Below are 16490 nucleotides of genomic sequence, written 5' to 3'. Positions count from 1 at the left end.
TTATCTATGCCAATATTTGCTTCTATCTTGATTGTATATTTTAATCTATTTTTCTTACTGAATTATTGGTTTATACTTTTTATCCCTTTGTCATACAATGATGAACGGTTGGTGTTCACGCCGTGATTGTATGTCTATATTCCCAAATTTCTCTTGTAAAGCCCTATGGAGTCATATTACAATATCGTTAAAATCTGCTCATCAGATATATGAAGTATGTGTCATTTTAGAGTTTCTTGCTTTTAGGATCCTCGTTAATAGTTTTTAACTGTGTGATATAAAGAGAGAGACTGTTAAAATGAGCCAGTCATCAAATTTCAGTCATCATTAACATGGCTTCACCTACGATGTTACATTTGATATTATCTCGTGATACTTTGTAAAGCTTTTGGTTGGATATTTTACTACATTATTCTGAGTTTAGACTTGTAACAGTTATTAATGATGAAGCGGTATATTCATTCATTATACCTATTAGTTCATATTTTATGAAATAAATGTAGCAAAATAGAAACATTTATATATTCGTAATGTAGAGGGATTATTATCAAAAAGTTTAGAGGTGATCCCTTGAAAAGGTATCTCGGCCTAATTTTTGGCCTATTGCTGATAAGTTCGTTTGTCAGTTTTAGTGGATGTATTGGTGGTGGTCCTGCCGATTCAAACAGTGTAAGTGCCAATAATCAGCCAGTAACAATAAAAATCTCAGGTTCAACTACAGTATTACCAATTGCTAAAGAGGCTGCAAAAAAATTTATGATGAAAAATCCAAACTACAACCTTGAAGTATCAGGTGGAGGTTCAGGTTTTGGTGTCAAACAAGTTGCTGAAGGCTTGGTTGACATTGGTATGGCTTCAAGAGACTTAAAAGCTGAAGAAAAAGAGAAATATCCTAATTTAATCACTCACAGCATAGCTCGCGATGGTGTGGCAGTTGTAGTTCACCCAGAAAACCCAGTTTCAGATTTAACACAAGAGCAAGTTAAAAAAATCTTCTCAGGAGAAATTACCAACTGGAAAGAAGTTGGAGGTCCTGACGCACCTATAAACGTTTACACAAGGGACGAAGAAAGTGGTACTAGAGAAGTATTCTGGGAAAAAGCACTTGGTAAAGGAAAAATTACTGAAAAAGCTACAGTAGTTAATTCAAATGGTGCAATGAAAACTGCAGTTAAACAGGACAAGAACGGAATAGGCTACCTTTCAATTGGATATGTTGACAGCACTATTAAAGCTGTTAAGTTCAATGGTGTAGAACCTACAGAAGAAAATGTTAAAAAAGGAATTTATAAAGTTTCAAGAGCTCTAAACATGATTACAAATGGGGAACCATCTCCTGCAGTACAGGCTTACTTAGACTATGTTTTAAGTCCTGAAGGTCAAGAAATAGTTAGAGAAAAAGGCTACCTACCTATTAAATAAATAAAATATTCTTCTCAATTTTTTAGATTTATATATGTCAGTTAGATAAATTTACGAATATTTTGTGGTCAAATATAAATACAGCATACCTCAATAATATCCCCTGTTTACCACAAAACAATAAGTTTTTATGTAAGCCATTGAATGAACATATTAGTTAATATTAATTTACAACATTCAATAAGTTTTTGATTTCATCCACTTCAGTTCGGAAATTAAATAAAATTCCGAAGTAATTTCTTATCCATTATCTAATACTGCAATTGAAGGTTGAAGGTTGTAATGGAGTAGCAACTTTTGTCCAAATCATTCGGAATGGTGAAAAAAATGCATAAAAGGAACGTATTTGAATTTATTTTGGAAAATTTCTTAAAATTGTGCGCATTATTTTCGAGTATAATCATCTTAGCGATGATTTTGTTTTTAATATTCAATGGCATACCTGCATTTAATTTTATAAGTCCTGTAGATTTTGTTTTTGGGATGAAATGGAATCCAACTATGGGCTATTATGGAATATTTCCCATGATAGTTGGCTCTTTTGTCGTAACTATTTTGGCTCTTTTGTTTGCAGTTCCTCTAGGTGTAGGTTGTGCCATATTTTTGGCTGAAATGGCACCTAAAAGAGTACAAAGTATTTTAAGACCAGCTATTGAAATTTTAACTGCAATACCATCTGTTGTTTATGGTTTCGTAGGTATGGTTTTGTTAGTTCCATTTCTCAGAGATTTTTTCAATGTAAATCCGGGATTTAGTTGGCTGGCAGCTTCAATAATACTGGCAGTTATGATATTACCTACAATAACCGTCCTATCAGAAGATGCGATAAATTCAGTTCCACGTGAGTTAAAAGAAGGTAGTTTAGCACTCGGATCCACAAAATGGCAGACTATTAAGAAGGTAATTCTTCCAGCAGCATTAAGTGGTATTCTATCAAGTATAGTGCTGGGAATGGGAAGAGCTATTGGGGAAACCATGGCAGTTTTAATGGTTGCAGGAAACTGGGCCCTTATACCAAGATCAGTATTTGATCCCGTTAGACCGTTAACTTCACATATAGTTTTAAACATTAAGGAAGCGGCTTCAGGAAGTGTGGTATACTATGCAATGTTTGCAACAGGCATAGTTTTGTTTGTAATGGTTATTGGATTAAATCTAATTTCGCAATATTTAGATAAGAAATATAGAATAAAATGGGATTAAATAAAGTTAAGTACATTGGATCATTATAATACTAAACAATGTCAGAATCACTTAACGTTTAAAAGGTGGGATTTTGAACCATTCGCAAAGAGCCAGATTAGAAGAAAAAATTGCATTTTTCACACTGTACCTCTTTGGGTTTACAGTAATTGGTATATTATTTGTAATAGTGGGTTATATCTTTGTCAATGGAATAGGCGCAATAAACATGGAATTCTTCTTTGGAGAAAGTAACCCAATTAACGTTATACTTGGAACAGAACGAACATTTGATGGAATATGGAATTCCATTCTCGGAACTTTTGCCTTGGTTGTACTGTCGGTATTATTCTCCATACCTTTTGGTGTACTGGGGGCCATATATCTACATGAATATGCATCAGATAATATCCTAACAAGAATAATTAGATTCTCATCTGACTGTTTGGCAGGATTTCCTTCAATCGTCTTTGGTCTCTTTGGTTATGCCATAGCAATTAAAACAGTTGGACCATGTCTCCTAATTGGGGCTTTAACTCTATCATTTATGGTACTTCCCACCATAATTAGGGCTACTGAAGAAGGTCTTAAAGCAGTACCTCCAGGATTAAGGGAAGGTAGTTTGGCACTTGGAGCTACAAAATGGCAAACCATTAGAAAAGTCGTAGTTCCGACCGCACTGCCTCAAATTATAACTGGAATAATATTATCCATGGGGAGAAGTGCAGAAGAAACCGCTGCAATTATGTTCACAGCTGCAACTGCCTTTTCGTTTGGTATAGGTTTATTTAATAGGGTAGAAGCACTACCTTTTAGCTTATATGTACTTGCTACAGAATATTCAACAGCTGAAGAACTACAGATGGCCTACGGTATTGCCTTAGTCCTTATATTAATGATGTTCATCTTATTTGGTTTAGCAAATATACTCAAAAACAGATTTAAAATGACATCATCTCAATAATGAAATAAATTATGTAGAACTTTTAAAATAAGATTCAATGACGCAAAATAACAACTAAATAAGTAGGTGGGTCAGATGGATTTAAAAATGAATACAAAGAATGTAAATTTGTGGTATGGTGAAAAGCGAGCTTTAAAGGGCATTAATTTACCAATCTATGAAAAAAAAATTACTGCATTAATTGGACCGAGTGGTTGCGGTAAATCTACGTTCTTAAGATGCTTAAACAGGATGAACGATTTAATCCCCACTGTAAAAATAGAAGGCGAAATTTTACTTGATGGAAAAAATATCTATGACAAAGATGTGGATGTTGTGGAACTAAGAAAGAGAGTAGGAATGGTATTCCAAAAACCAAATCCATTTCCAATGAGTATTTATGACAATGTCGCCTACGGCCCAAGAATACATGGAATAACCGACAAAAAAACATTGGATGAAATCGTGGAGTGGGCTTTGAAAAAGGCCGCACTATGGGACGAAGTTAAAGATGACTTAAAAAAATCAGCTTTAGGTCTTTCAGGGGGGCAGCAGCAAAGATTATGTATTGCAAGAACCATCGCTGTGAAACCAGAAGTTATATTGATGGATGAGCCTACTTCCGCACTTGATCCAATTTCCACTTTAAAAATTGAAGATCTAATGGCTGAGCTCAAAAAAGATTATACGATTGTTATAGTTACTCACAACATGCAACAGGCAAGTAGGATCTCAGACTACACTGGATTCTTTTTAATGGGGAGACTCATAGAATTTAACAAAACTGAGAAAATATTCCTTGAACCTGAGAAAAAAGAAACTGAAAACTACATAAGGGGTTTATTTGGATAAATGCCTAAAGTTTAGAATATTAATTAAGGGGGGTGAACTATATGGGGGGAAAAGTTCCTAGAGAAGCATTTCTTAAAAAAATTCAAAAGATAGAAGATAATGTATTGGATATGAGTATCCTATGTTTGGGCATTCTGAGAAAATCTATGGTCGCATTTTTAAATTCCGATAAAAAACTTGCCAAAGAGGTAATTAAATGTGATAGTTCGCTGGATAAAAAAGTAAGAGAACTTGAAGAAAAATGTGTTTCAATTATTGCACTTCAGCAACCTGTTGCAACCGACTTGAAGACTGTAATGACAATTATTAAAATAATCTCCAAACTGGAGATAATTGGAAACTATACCATAAAAATAGCGCAAATAACTTTGAAATCCAAATCTAATATCAAAAGAGATAATAAACTGTTGAATTTAATGATGGAAAAAATTGAAGCTATGTCCATAGATTCTTTGATAGCATTTAAAACTGGAAACGAAAAGTTAGCAATGGATGTTCACGAGAGAAACAAGGAGATAAAAGAACTATGCTATGAAATTTATATGGATATGGTAAATTTAAGTATGCAAAGTCCAGAAAAGTGGAGAGCTAATTTTAACTGCAAAGTATTTAGAGGGATGTGGAGATATAATTGCACTTGGTCTGGAAAGTACTTAGGGGAAGAAAAATTACTCAATAGAGCCCAATGGACAACATCAGGTGATAAAATGACTAGGGAAGCATTCTATGTAAAAATTGAAGAAATAGAAAGTGATGTAATAGATATGGGCAACCTTTGTATGGATGCTTTAAGAAAATCAGTTGATTCATTTTTAAACTGCAATAAAGAACTTGCAAAAGAAGTCAGAGAGGGAGATGATTTAATAGATAGAAAGGAAATGGAAATTGAAGAAAAATGTGTTTCAATTATTGCACTTCAGCAACCTGTTGCAACCGATTTAAGGGAGATACTAACAGTTATTAAAACAATATCAAAACTAGAGAAAATAGGAGATAGTGCTTCAAAAATAGCCAAAATAGTTCTAAAATCTGAATTAAATGCCGAAAGAGAAAATGAGATATTAAATGTAATGCTAGATTATCTTGAAAGCATGTTAAAAGATGCATTAATTGCATTTAAAACAAAAAACGAGGAATTGGCAAGAGAAGTATATGACCGAGATAGAAAAGTAGACCGATTATATGAACAGCTCTATAGGGAGATGATGAGCTACGTAATTGAAAATCCTAAAAACATTACCATGGCCACAGAGACTATCTTTGCTGCAAAGTATTTGGAAAGAATCGGTGATTTAATAGCATCCATTGGAGATAGGATAGTTTATATGATAACTGGAGAGCGTATAAAAGAAGAGGAATTTGATTTTAAACATTATGAAAGTTAGATATGCTTCTTCTATCCAACATTTTTTTAAAAGGATAATAGCAAACTTTTCGATCCAACATTTTAAACATTATGAAAGCTAATAAGTTTTATTTTTTACTGACTTAATTTTTTCTTCCACTCTTCAATAGGTATCGAATATTTTTCTTCTATTTCTTTTCTATAAAGTGTGTTGTACGTGCAAAATGGTATGATTCTTCCATCAGGTGTGGCATAATGAATTACGCATCTCTGAGCTCTTCTTGTATCAAAGTTGTATGGGTCCATGAAATGCATACATCCAACTAAAATACTGTTGTAATGGAATTTTGCAAGGGCATTGTTGTCCCCTTTTAGAATTCTTATTATTGTTTCGATTAGTTTCACGTTTGAAGGGGCCTTTGAGTGCTCCACCAAACTTGGAAGTCTTTTCGTAATTTTCAAAATTATTTTTGCCCGTTCTGTTTTTGTTAGTTTATGGGGTTCTTTTATCTCTTGGCTAATCTCATTCAACAATTCTATAAATCCTTCAACATCAAAAAACCTTGTTATTGGAATCAGCTTTTCATTTTCAACAAAAACATAGGTTGCAGCACCACAGTGCTGATGGGAACTTAACTTTACTGTAGGTCTATTTCCCCAGAGCTCAACAAATAATGACATAGGTACTACCGAAGGTACTGGATAAAAATCTTCCTTTAAGATCTCTCCGTTGGTCTGTTCTTCAACCAATTCAACAAAATCAGGAATTGTTATTCTCTGCTCAAATCTTTTATTTTCATCTATTCGTCCAGTAAATGAAACAGGTTGAACATTTACATTTCTTACAACATCCACATTTTTTGCAGCAAATCTTATTATATCCCCTATCTGGTCATCATTAACCCCCTTAACAAGTGTGGGCACTAAAACTATACTTCTAAAATCTGCCTTTCTACAGCTCTCGATAACTTTTAGTTTTACAGGAAGTAGATTTTTACCCCTTGCAGTTAAATAGGACTTTTCAGTTAAACCGTCAAATTGCAAATAAATTGTTGATAAACCTGCCTCTCTCAGCTTCTTTATGTATTCAACATTTTGAAGTTTAATTCCATTTGTGGCTATCTGTATATGGATAAAACCGAGCTCCTTGGCAGTTCTTATAATTTCAGGTAAATCTTCCCTAAGTGTGGGCTCCCCTCCTGCAAATTGTATTGCAGGACATGGTATATTTTCATTCCTCAAATTAACCATCATGTGTTTTATCTCTTCAAGGGATGGTTCGTATATCATCTTGGTACGGTTTGCATTTGCAAAGCATATTGGGCAGTTTAGATTACATCTATTTGTAACATCCAAATTCGCTAGTACTGTTGTAGATACGTGGCTTGGACACAGTCCACAGTCAAATGGACATCCATATTTTCTTTCAGTATTTGTATTCTTCAACTTGTCTCCTATGTATTCATATTTCTTGTATTTCTCGTATAGTTCACTATCACTCCAGTATATGTCCCTAAATTTACCATGTTCCTCACATTCCTTTTTTATTATAACCTCGCCATCTTCTTCAAATACTTCAGCTTCGACTTTCTTTAAACATGTGGGGCATAAGGATAAGGTCTTCAAAAATACCACCCAACGATATATATTTTCATTATTGAACATGACCCTTTAAAAATTTTTAAAAAGTTTTGGGAGCTCCTAAACTACGATGTGAAGATTTCAATTCTCAGTATTCTCAGTATTTTCATCTATGACTATCTTCACAGGTAAAAATGGTACTTTAATTTCTTTCTTTTTGATTTTTTTATCTACCATCATTAAATCATTTAACTTCTTTTGAAGGGACTTTGAAATTTTTTTCACGATCTCTGATGGAGGTATTGCTGAATAAACATACGGTTTTTTACCTGACCCCTCTTTATCTAGCTTACCTCTAGTTACAATCCCCTCTCTGTACATTTCTAAAATTGCCTCTCTAACTGTTGAAGGATATATCCCAGTCCCATGAGCTATTTCTTCCACTGTACTGTTTTCATACTTTCTAAGATAAATGTAAATTTTTGCCTTAACTTCACTTGACAGCAAGTTTGCCAAACTGTCAATTAAAGATTTATCCACATTTTTAATTGTTTTATTAACGGTATTATCATCATCTTTTTCTTTCTCATTGTGTGATGCAGCTTTTACATTCTCTATAATTTCATCGATCTCCTTTTTTATTTCCCCTTCGTTCTGTTTATTTATATCAACGCCCTCCATATTTATCCCCTCAGTAATTTTGTCCTCAATCATACAACATAATATTTATCAATTAAGGTTTATATATTTTTTTAAATCCAAATTCAGTAATAACTTAAAAAGAATATTGATTATATCAATTGAAGTTTAACTACTAACCCCTTATTATTTTAACTCCTTTCTTTTTAGCCAATTCTTGAGCTGGTTTTGTAAATTTAACCCTTTTACTAACATGAAATACTGGTTTTGCCCTTATTTTATTTGATTTTTTAATATGTTTTTCTATGTCGGTACTTGTTAATGTTTGTTTTCCACTTTTAACTTCAATAGAGTATTTTTTATTACCTCTTTTTGTTATTATATCGTATTCTGCTTTTTTGTGTTGATTTAATCTTTTAACTGAATTTCTTTCCAATATCTTGTGCCCTGATTTTTTTAGTTTATTAGCTACAATAGTTTCTTTTTTACTTCCTTTTCTTTTTGCCATTATATCTCCACTAAAAAGTTAAAAAGTAAATTATAATTAAATATATATGGAAAACTTAATTTATAGTTATCTTAAAACCTAGCGGCGTTGTAGTGACGACCTTTTGAATAATACCATTATTCAAATTTATCACTGATGGCAATTAATTTTAAAGGAAATTCTAAATAAAAAAGAGATATTTGCACTGGGACTTGCTTACATATACAGTTTAAACACTCATGAGTTGTATATACTTAAGAGCTGAGGAAATCAGAAAAGCTAAAAAGAAAATCGAATTATTAAAAGTGTAATTATTGAATAGTATAGTAGTTTAGAGTATTGTATTTTTTATTAAAATCATTAAGGTATTGCTGTAGGTTCGAGTATGGACGTTATTGTTTCCTTAATATCTACTTCTAGTTTTTTACCGCCCGTGGCAGTATTTTCATATTCTATCCTTCGAATATGAGCAATGTCGAAAGGAAATTTAACCTCTTCCTTATTTTTTTGGTAGATCATAATTGTTTCTTTACCAACTGTATGTGCAATCCCTAATTCATACATTACATTAGAATTTAAATTTGTAAGGTCTGCAATGATGAGTCTTGCTTCACAGATGCCCTTCCATATGTCTTGAATTATTGCTTTATTTGTTTTGTAGTCATCAGCACGTCGACAAACCATCTCCATAGATTCAACTGTGGGTTTGATAATGGTCTCATATATTGTAGTGAGTTCATCATCAAAAGGCATAAGGACAAAAACCAACTGTTTGTCCATACTATAAGATGCAGGTCCAAAAATTGGGTTTATTTGAATAAGATTGGTCATTTTTATAACCCTCTGAACTTCTGATTCAATATGTGTTAATGCTATTGCATTCAATAACTTTTGGCGGCATTCCTTACTTTGATCAAGCAATGAAGCTGGAAATCTTATAAGGAATGGGTCGTGAAATCCAAAGTCAAAACGGGATATATTTATTGCCTGTTCTGGTGATAATCGTATATCACGGTCATAAATATATAAAGTACTGGGCATACCAAAATGATTTTGAGCTATAATATACAAATTTTGAACATCTAATAAGGCTATTATGCTACATGGCAATCTGCTTCTCACCATAGCTTTTCTAAGTTCTCGGCTTTGGGAAATGTTTTCTACAATCTTTCCGAATTCATCTAAAAGATTATCTACTTTTTTTTGAATATCTTGAGGCATATTGCCTCCAATACATCTTGCACCACTTTGCATCATTGTTTATCACCCATTCTGCAAGATATTCTTTATTTGTTTTTATGTGAATTATAGTGTATGAATTTTTAAATTAGTGTGGAATAATACCTTTTATCTGCATTAACCAACTTTAGACTGAAGACTGGTTTCATATAGATAAGGAAAATATTGTTACATATTACAACAAAACTTATTGGGGAGTTAAGAGAGTATAGTAATCATATATTCTCACTTAACGAGGAGGAGATGTGTGGGCAAAGATAAAAAAGTAATTATTTTCATGTGGGAGCTCATTTATAGTATTCACAAAGTTAATAATTGAAAGCATTTTTTGTTGGACATTTATTATTAAGGTCTTTCCGTGCCTTAACTTCCGAGAAATAATTATTGTTTCAGTATTTACTCTCATTTCTATCTGAATGGCCGCCTAAAATTTCTGAGCTTCTTTTTTCCATTCCTTAACAATTTTAGGTAATTCATCTATAATGAAACCAATAATACACCCTACGAATTTATTTTATAGATTATAATGACTTTTGCAACTACTTAATAATTATTATAATTTACATGGTGAAGTATCATTAAAACTTTATATATAATGATTTATAAATATAAGTATGCGGATAGGGGGTTAATAAAGACACGAGAACTTAAAAAAGCATTTAAATAATAATTAGAATAATAAAATAGAATTATCATGGAAAATACTTATAAATGCTTTTTCTATGCAACACTCTACAAAAAATAACCGTATCGTCATTCCATTCAATCCCAACCCTATATTGTCCCACTCTAAAACGATAATAATTACCATATCCTTTTATTTTTTTAACATCCAAATTCATGCTAAAAAAATTATCAGTATTTTGGAGATCTACAATAATATTTTTTATTTTTTTCCTCACATTCATCGGAACTTTCTCCAAATCCTTTGCAAATGAATTTCTAAATAGAACCTTCATCATCCCCCAATAAATGCTTTATTTTATCATACGAAATTAATTTATCATTTTTTGCTTCATCCATAGCCTTTGCTAAACCAATATCTAAAAGTTCCTCAATTTTCTCATATTCGTCATATTCAATAATTACTCCTTTTATTTTCCCATCCTTTACAATAAAAGTATCTGTTGCCATGATAACACCATATACTGTTTAATTATAATTAATGTATTAATCCCATAAATAATTATGCCTTTTATACATATAAATCATATTTCACTAAAATATTTTTCGTTCTAAGAGATAAAAAAGGGTTCAAAAAATACTTACCAACTATTGCTTTATAAAACAAAAGGTAAAATTCTCTTTTAGACTTTCAAAAAAATACTTAATTCACTTTTTAATAATTCTATAAATTTATATATAATGTTATATAAATTATATATTAAGACATATCATAATCGTGATAATTATGCAATTATGACTTAAAAGAAGGATTAAAAAGTTCTGGATACAGATGGAATCGATCAGAAGCCTATTAGGAATATTCATTGGATAATAAATAGGGAATTTATGCTTATTAAATACTGTATTTGTTAAATAGTTAAAGTATCTACCACATCGCTTACGAAGTAAGCGAACAACAAAAACCGAAGGTTTTTGTCTAATTCTAAGCAATGGTATTCCTGTGTTCCTTACTGGTTTTTCCATTTCTATGGATTTTACTACTTCACAATAGACACACTTTATAAATTAAGTCAATTTTCCTCTCATCGATGGAGTATATTCACCTCCTGCAAGGAGTGCCTGCATGACTAATAAATTATCTCCATCATACCTATTTCTCCATCCTTCTTCGGATTCTTTTAACTCCTGTCCAAAATATCCTTCCCCTACTGCCTTTGTAGGAATTACGCATTCATTGGTTTGAAGTGTAATTCTATTTTTATCTGAAAGATTATCTAATATTTTCTGAGCTTCCTTTTTCCCTTCCCTAACAATTTTAGGTAATCTTTTAAAGAAATCATGATGATATCTATTAACTTATTTTATAGGATATAATTTACTTTTTGACAATACTAAGTTTTTTATATCTATACACCTATTGTTAGTTAATAAGATATGAATCCACGAGGGGGGAAGAACATGTATAATAAAATAATCACTGCAATCAATGAAAAAAGAAAATTAAAAATAATATATAATGGAGGGGATGCGAGAACAATAGAACCACACTGTTATGGTAATGATACTTACGATCAAAAAAAGTTGAGAGCATATCAAATAAAAGGAGATAGCAATAGTGGAGAAGCTAGCGGGTGGAAACTTTTTATTGTGGAAAATATTTCATCAGTTAATTTACTCGATGAACGATTTGAAAAACCAAGACCGGGATATAATCCACAGGGGGATACTCAGATACCACACATAATTTGCAAAATAATAGAATAGTTAATTTTAATTACTTTTCACTATTTTAAATGGCTTAACATTTTCACAAAATTTATTTAAATAAATTCACTTTTAATGAAAAAAAGAAAAAAAGAAGTTTAAATTATAGAATTAGATTATTTTCGAGAATACATCATCTAAAGCTTCAATCATACCGTTTATGTGGTCTTTTTCAACCATTAACGGTGGCAAAAATCTTAAAACTGTATCTGAGGTACAGTTTATTAAATAACCTTTTTCAAGCATTTTATTAACGATGTCTCCACCGTTAAATGTTAACTCAGCTCCTATCATTAACCCCATTCCCCTAACTTCTTTAATAAAGTCGTACTTTTCCATGAGCTCCTTTAACCTACTGGTTAGGTAGTCTCCCATTTTTTGAGTATTTTCTAAGAGACCTTCTATAACATCAACTGAAGCTAGTGCAGCTGAACATGCAAGAGGATTTCCTCCAAAAGTGGTTCCATGACTTCCAGGTGTAAATACCTTTGCAATTTCTTCTTTAGCAAGGGTTGCACCAATAGGTACTCCTCCACCAAGTGCCTTTGCAAGGGTCATTATATCAGGTTTAACCCCATAGTGTTCATAGGCAAACATCTTTCCAGTCCTACCTGCCCCACACTGGATTTCATCAAATATTAAAATTATATTCTCGTCATCACATAAATCCCTAACCGCTCTTAAATATTCCTTATCTGCAACATGTATTCCCCCTTCCCCCTGTATAGGTTCTATCATTATAGCGACGGTTTTATTAGATACACTCTCCTTTAAAGCTTCTATATCATTAAATGGAATGTATTTAAATCCTTGTGGAAGGGGCTCATATCCTTCCTGATACTTTGGTTTTGCAGTTGCAGTTATTGTTGTTAAAGTCCTACCATGGAAACAGTTTTCCATTGTGATTATTTCTCCACCATCCTTTCCTATACTCTTACCATACTTTCTTGCAAGTTTTATTGCAGCTTCATTGGCCTCAGCTCCACTGTTGCAAAAGAAAGCTTTATCCAAACCACTTAAATTTACAAGTTTCTTTGCGAGCTCTACTTGAGGTATATTGTAGTATATGTTTGAAACATGGATTAATTTTTCAGCCTGATTTTTAATAGCTTCAACTACCCTTGGATTGCAGTGACCAACATTATTTACTGCAATTCCTGCAAGGAAGTCAATATATTTTTTTCCGTTTATATCATAAACATAAATCCCTTTACCTTCAACAAGAACAACAGGTAACCTTCCATATGTTCTCATTACATATTTACTTTCTTCTTCAATTATGTCACTTTCAACATCATAGGTGGTATTCATTTAATCACCAATTTAGTATCTTATTGAGTTTATGGTGTTTTTATGAAATATTGTTTTATTGTATTTATAATTTAATCCATATAGGTAATTATACATCAAAGATAAAAAGATAAAATAAATATTTGTTTGTAAATAGGAATGATAATATGATAAATTTTACCAATTTATTGAATTATATATTAATTATCTACACTATACTATTAGTCCTGATGATATACTTGATTTTTGTCCTTTCAAAAATGATACAAGATCTTAAGAATCTCAGATGTGTGGAAAACGAATCTAAAAATCTAGAAAAAACAAAACAAGATATCAAAGTATTAAACGATGAAAAATACTATTATTATGTTATCAACCTTTTAAAATCCGCAAAAAGGGAAATATCTATAGTAATGTTCTCCATATTTTGCTGTAAAAAAACTGAAGAACTTATAAACGAACTGATAAATGCAAGAAAGAGAGGAGTTATGGTTAGAATAATTCTCGACAGAAATGTTGAATCAAATAAAAAGGTCAGGAACAGACTCAGTAGCGAAAGGATTTCAGTAAGGACTCTAAACTCTGAAAGAACCCATAATAAGCTCATAATTGTGGATGATACCGTAGTAGTTGGGAGCCATAATTGGACAGATAAGGCTTTATTTGAAAATAGGGAATCCAGCGTAGCAATTGTTGATAAAAACATTCTCACCGATGAAAAGGAATATTTTGAATTTTTATGGAGGTTAAGTAAATGAAAATAGCTATCTTTTCAAAATTAACCTTAAAAGAAGATGAAATAAAGGATGTTCTAAAAGAAGCTGATGTATTTCCCCCTATTAAGAGAGGAGACTTGATGGACAGTAAAATTGATAATTACGATATTATTGGCATTATTGACGGAGTTTTTTTACAGAATTCTGCAGTGGCCCACAGGGAGATACTGAAGAGATTAAACGAAGGTAAGAAAATATTTGGAGCAAGTTCAATGGGTGCATTAAGAGCTTCTGAATTAGATACCTATGGAATGATAGGGGTAGGGAAAATATACGAATATTATAAGAACGGAATAATCACAGATGATGATGAGGTTGCAGTTACATTCAGTGAAGACTTCCATCAAATAACTTTTTCAATGATTAATTTTAGAATAATGGTGCAAAATGCTATAAAAGATGGAATCATACATGAAAAAGATGGTGGGGATTTACTTAAAATAGCAAAAAGTTTATACTATCCTTTAAGAACTTTTGAAAACGTACTTGAAAAAAGTAAATTTGAAGAGGATATGAAAGAAAAACTTTTGAGTTACTTCAAAACTCATGACGATATAAAAAGAAGCGATGCTTTTGAGATGTTGTATAAAATTAAAGAATATATTATTAAAATCTAAATATTATTCTATACTAAGTTAAACACAATAATTTATTTTATATTTAAGCAGGTATGAAGAGGTACTAAAATAACATTTATCTTGGTGAGCTCATGGAAGAACTAAAGGTAAAAAGGATTGAAAACGGTACTGTTATTGATCATATAGATGGAGGAAAAGCTCTGGAAGTCTATAGGATCTTAAATATTAAAGAAGGATTACCAGTAACACTGGCTATGAATGTTTCTTCTAAAAAAAGAAATAAAAAGGATATTTTAAAAATAGAAGGTCTGGAGTTATCCAAAGAGGATGTTAATAAAATAAGTCTTATTTCACCTAATGCAACAATAAACATTATAAAAAATGGAAAGGTAATATTTAAGTCTAAATTAGATATCCCTGAAAAAATCGAGGGTATCTTAAAGTGTACAAACACAAAATGTATCACTAACCAAGAACAAATAGAGTCTAAATTCATTGTAGAAAAGAAACATCCTTTAAAAATAAGATGCATATACTGTGAAAAGTTCATTAGCTCCATAATATATTCAAAATAGAATTTTCACTTTTTGTATTTTTGATGATGTTATGTTGTTATTATTTATTGTTATTGTTAATTGTCGATATAAAAATATAAACAGGTATAAGGTGATTAAATGAAGTTGCATGAATACGAGGCAAAGAGAATATTCAAAAATTATGGAATACCAGTACCTGAAAGTATTTTAACTTCAGAAAAAATAGAATCCATTGAAAAACCAGTTGTAATTAAGGCTCAGGTTTTAGTTGGCGGTAGAGGAAAAGCTGGAGGAATTCTTTTTGCAGATAATACCGAAGAAGCCAATGCAAAAATTGAAGAGCTCCTTAAGAAAGAAATAAAAGGAGAAAAAGTTGAAAAAGTTTTAATTGAAGATAAGCTTCCAATAAAAAAGGAATACTATATTGGTATAGTTATAGACAGAACGGAAAAAAAGCCTGTTATAATGTTCTCAACCGAAGGTGGAGTGGACATAGAGGAAGTTGCAAAAAACACGCCTGAAAAAATAGTAAAACACTATGTGGACCTGGAAAAGGAATTTTTACCATACATAGCAAGAAATATTTTAAACGAGGCTTCTATCCCGTCCGAAGAAATCCCAAAAATTGCAGATGTGATATACAAACTCTACAAGGTATTCAAAGACATGGACGGAACTTTAACTGAAATAAATCCATTGGTTATTACCGAGGACGGAAGAATCTTTGCTGCAGATGCTGTTTTAAATGTGGACGACGATGCATTCTACAGACACAACTATCAAGAATTCGAAGAATTCAATAAAAAAGACAAATCAGAATTTGCCTATGTTGAACTGGATGGCGACATTGGGGTTATAGGCAATGGTGCAGGTTTAACTTTGGCTAGTATGGATATTGTTAAAGAGTTTGGTGGAGAACCGGCATGTTTCTTAGATATAGGTGGTGGAGCCAGTTCAGAAATAGTTAAAAAAGCACTTAAAAAGGTTTTAGAAAAGCAGGGTGTAAAAGGAGTTTTCATTAACGTATTAGGCGGTATCACAAGATGCGATGAAGTTGCAAAAGGTATCGTTGATGTTTTAGAAGAGCATCCAAATGTCAAATTTGCAGTTAGGATGATGGGAACAAATGAAGAAGAAGGAAGAAAAATATTGGAAGAACATGGAATACCTTACGAGCTCTCCATGGAAGATGCAGCTAAAAAGTTAATGGAAACGATCAACAACTAATT

The 16490-nt window shown here is 31.8% G+C and carries 17 protein-coding genes and 1 pseudogene; 11 read left to right on the top strand and 7 right to left on the bottom strand.

Translation table 11 applies throughout. From position 1 onward, the window contains the following. Positions 1 to 570 precede the first annotated feature (570 nt). From F555_RS0108230 to phoU, 6 genes and pseudogenes are all read left to right on the top strand, one after another. Positions 571 to 1422 carry a phosphate ABC transporter substrate-binding protein gene (locus tag F555_RS0108230; RefSeq protein ID WP_018154748.1) on the top strand — a complete coding sequence of 284 codons (852 nt, stop codon included), beginning with the start codon at positions 571 to 573 and terminating at the stop codon, positions 1420 to 1422. Between the two features lie 327 nt (positions 1423 to 1749). Beyond that, the gene (gene pstC, locus F555_RS0108225; protein WP_018154747.1) at positions 1750 to 2625 is read left to right on the top strand and encodes a phosphate ABC transporter permease subunit PstC; all 876 of its coding nucleotides are present in this window, start codon (positions 1750 to 1752) and stop codon (positions 2623 to 2625) included. 73 nt (positions 2626 to 2698) lie between these two features. Beyond that, positions 2699 to 3568, top strand: a complete 870-nt coding sequence (gene pstA, locus F555_RS0108220) for a phosphate ABC transporter permease PstA (RefSeq protein WP_018154746.1) — start codon at positions 2699 to 2701, stop codon at positions 3566 to 3568. 75 nt (positions 3569 to 3643) lie between these two features. Further along, the gene (gene pstB / locus F555_RS0108215; RefSeq protein ID WP_018154745.1) at positions 3644 to 4399 is read left to right on the top strand and encodes a phosphate ABC transporter ATP-binding protein PstB; all 756 of its coding nucleotides are present in this window, start codon (positions 3644 to 3646) and stop codon (positions 4397 to 4399) included. A 41-nt stretch (positions 4400 to 4440) separates the two neighbouring features. Beyond that, positions 4441 to 4965: pseudogene (locus F555_RS09695) on the top strand (phosphate signaling complex PhoU family protein); the annotation flags it as partial. 141 nt (positions 4966 to 5106) lie between these two features. Further along, positions 5107 to 5784 (top strand): phosphate signaling complex protein PhoU, encoded by a 678-nt coding sequence (phoU, locus tag F555_RS09690; protein WP_026183022.1) that lies wholly within the window; start codon positions 5107 to 5109, stop codon positions 5782 to 5784. 95 nt (positions 5785 to 5879) lie between these two features. On the opposite strand, the gene tes is transcribed toward phoU, so the two are convergent. The 6 genes from tes to F555_RS0108180 all read right to left on the bottom strand — a co-directional run bounded on the left by tes (position 5880) and on the right by F555_RS0108180 (position 10824). Beyond that, positions 5880 to 7409, bottom strand: coding sequence for a tetraether lipid synthase Tes (tes, locus tag F555_RS0108205; protein WP_245547929.1), 1530 nt, complete (start codon positions 7407 to 7409; stop codon positions 5880 to 5882). A 57-nt stretch (positions 7410 to 7466) separates the two neighbouring features. After that, positions 7467 to 7874 (bottom strand): helix-turn-helix domain-containing protein, encoded by a 408-nt coding sequence (locus F555_RS0108200; RefSeq protein WP_026183021.1) that lies wholly within the window; start codon positions 7872 to 7874, stop codon positions 7467 to 7469. Positions 7875 to 8139: 265 nt separating this feature from the next. After that, a complete protein-coding gene (locus tag F555_RS0108195) occupies positions 8140 to 8472 on the bottom strand; it encodes a restriction endonuclease (protein WP_018154741.1) in 333 nt (110 codons plus the stop codon). A gap of 339 nt (positions 8473 to 8811) precedes the next feature. Then, on the bottom strand, positions 8812 to 9708 hold the full coding sequence (locus tag F555_RS09250) for a hypothetical protein (protein ID WP_018154740.1): 897 nt from the start codon (positions 9706 to 9708) through the stop codon (positions 8812 to 8814). A 674-nt stretch (positions 9709 to 10382) separates the two neighbouring features. Further along, the gene (locus F555_RS0108185; protein WP_018154739.1) at positions 10383 to 10649 is read right to left on the bottom strand and encodes a type II toxin-antitoxin system RelE family toxin; all 267 of its coding nucleotides are present in this window, start codon (positions 10647 to 10649) and stop codon (positions 10383 to 10385) included. Beyond that, entirely contained in the window at positions 10633 to 10824 is a 192-nt protein-coding gene (locus F555_RS0108180; RefSeq protein ID WP_018154738.1) for a hypothetical protein, read from the bottom strand. Before F555_RS0108180 ends, F555_RS0108185 begins: the two co-directional genes overlap by 17 nt. Positions 10825 to 11775: 951 nt before the next feature. On the opposite strand from F555_RS0108180, the gene F555_RS0108175 reads away from it, so the two are divergent. Next, positions 11776 to 12081, top strand: coding sequence for a WYL domain-containing protein (locus F555_RS0108175; RefSeq protein ID WP_018154737.1), 306 nt, complete (start codon positions 11776 to 11778; stop codon positions 12079 to 12081). Between the two features lie 111 nt (positions 12082 to 12192). Here the strand turns inward: F555_RS0108175 and F555_RS0108170 are convergent, their stop codons facing one another. After that, the gene (locus tag F555_RS0108170; protein WP_018154736.1) at positions 12193 to 13392 is read right to left on the bottom strand and encodes an acetylornithine transaminase; all 1200 of its coding nucleotides are present in this window, start codon (positions 13390 to 13392) and stop codon (positions 12193 to 12195) included. Positions 13393 to 13610: 218 nt separating this feature from the next. Between F555_RS0108170 and F555_RS0108165 the strand changes: the two genes are divergently transcribed. The 4 genes from F555_RS0108165 (at position 13611) to sucC (ending at position 16488) form a co-directional block, all read left to right on the top strand. Continuing rightward, positions 13611 to 14129, top strand: a complete 519-nt coding sequence (locus F555_RS0108165) for a phospholipase D-like domain-containing protein (protein WP_018154735.1) — start codon at positions 13611 to 13613, stop codon at positions 14127 to 14129. Further along, positions 14126 to 14764, top strand: coding sequence for a TfuA-related McrA-glycine thioamidation protein (locus F555_RS0108160; RefSeq protein WP_018154734.1), 639 nt, complete (start codon positions 14126 to 14128; stop codon positions 14762 to 14764). The genes F555_RS0108165 and F555_RS0108160 overlap by 4 nt, the downstream gene beginning before the upstream one ends. Before the next feature lie 92 nt (positions 14765 to 14856). Then, positions 14857 to 15300, top strand: a complete 444-nt coding sequence (gene pyrI, locus F555_RS0108155) for an aspartate carbamoyltransferase regulatory subunit (protein ID WP_018154733.1) — start codon at positions 14857 to 14859, stop codon at positions 15298 to 15300. Positions 15301 to 15399: 99 nt separating this feature from the next. Beyond that, the gene (gene sucC, locus F555_RS0108150) at positions 15400 to 16488 is read left to right on the top strand and encodes an ADP-forming succinate--CoA ligase subunit beta (RefSeq protein WP_018154732.1); all 1089 of its coding nucleotides are present in this window, start codon (positions 15400 to 15402) and stop codon (positions 16486 to 16488) included. The last annotated feature ends 2 nt before the right edge of the window (positions 16489 to 16490 follow it).

This window comes from Methanothermococcus thermolithotrophicus DSM 2095 (assembly GCF_000376965.1).
Classification (GTDB): domain Archaea; phylum AGJL01; class Methanococci; order Methanococcales; family Methanococcaceae; genus Methanothermococcus; species Methanothermococcus thermolithotrophicus.
This window is presented reverse-complemented; position numbering and strand designations above follow the sequence as displayed.

What these genes read in the sequence shown, in the direction of transcription:
- pstC (WP_018154747.1), top strand. Translation starts at nt 1,750, where the DNA reads ATGCATAAAAGGAACGTATTTGAATTTATTTTGGAAAATTTCTTAAAA.
- pstB (WP_018154745.1), top strand. Translation starts at nt 3,644, where the DNA reads ATGGATTTAAAAATGAATACAAAGAATGTAAATTTGTGGTATGGTGAA.
- phoU (WP_026183022.1), top strand. Translation starts at nt 5,107, where the DNA reads ATGACTAGGGAAGCATTCTATGTAAAAATTGAAGAAATAGAAAGTGAT.
- tes (WP_245547929.1), bottom strand. Translation starts at nt 7,409, where the DNA reads ATGTTCAATAATGAAAATATATATCGTTGGGTGGTATTTTTGAAGACC.
- F555_RS0108195 (WP_018154741.1), bottom strand. Translation starts at nt 8,472, where the DNA reads ATGGCAAAAAGAAAAGGAAGTAAAAAAGAAACTATTGTAGCTAATAAA.
- F555_RS09250 (WP_018154740.1), bottom strand. Translation starts at nt 9,708, where the DNA reads ATGATGCAAAGTGGTGCAAGATGTATTGGAGGCAATATGCCTCAAGAT.
- F555_RS0108185 (WP_018154739.1), bottom strand. Translation starts at nt 10,649, where the DNA reads ATGAAGGTTCTATTTAGAAATTCATTTGCAAAGGATTTGGAGAAAGTT.
- F555_RS0108180 (WP_018154738.1), bottom strand. Translation starts at nt 10,824, where the DNA reads ATGGCAACAGATACTTTTATTGTAAAGGATGGGAAAATAAAAGGAGTA.
- F555_RS0108175 (WP_018154737.1), top strand. Translation starts at nt 11,776, where the DNA reads ATGTATAATAAAATAATCACTGCAATCAATGAAAAAAGAAAATTAAAA.
- F555_RS0108170 (WP_018154736.1), bottom strand. Translation starts at nt 13,392, where the DNA reads ATGAATACCACCTATGATGTTGAAAGTGACATAATTGAAGAAGAAAGT.
- F555_RS0108160 (WP_018154734.1), top strand. Translation starts at nt 14,126, where the DNA reads ATGAAAATAGCTATCTTTTCAAAATTAACCTTAAAAGAAGATGAAATA.
- pyrI (WP_018154733.1), top strand. Translation starts at nt 14,857, where the DNA reads ATGGAAGAACTAAAGGTAAAAAGGATTGAAAACGGTACTGTTATTGAT.
- sucC (WP_018154732.1), top strand. Translation starts at nt 15,400, where the DNA reads ATGAAGTTGCATGAATACGAGGCAAAGAGAATATTCAAAAATTATGGA.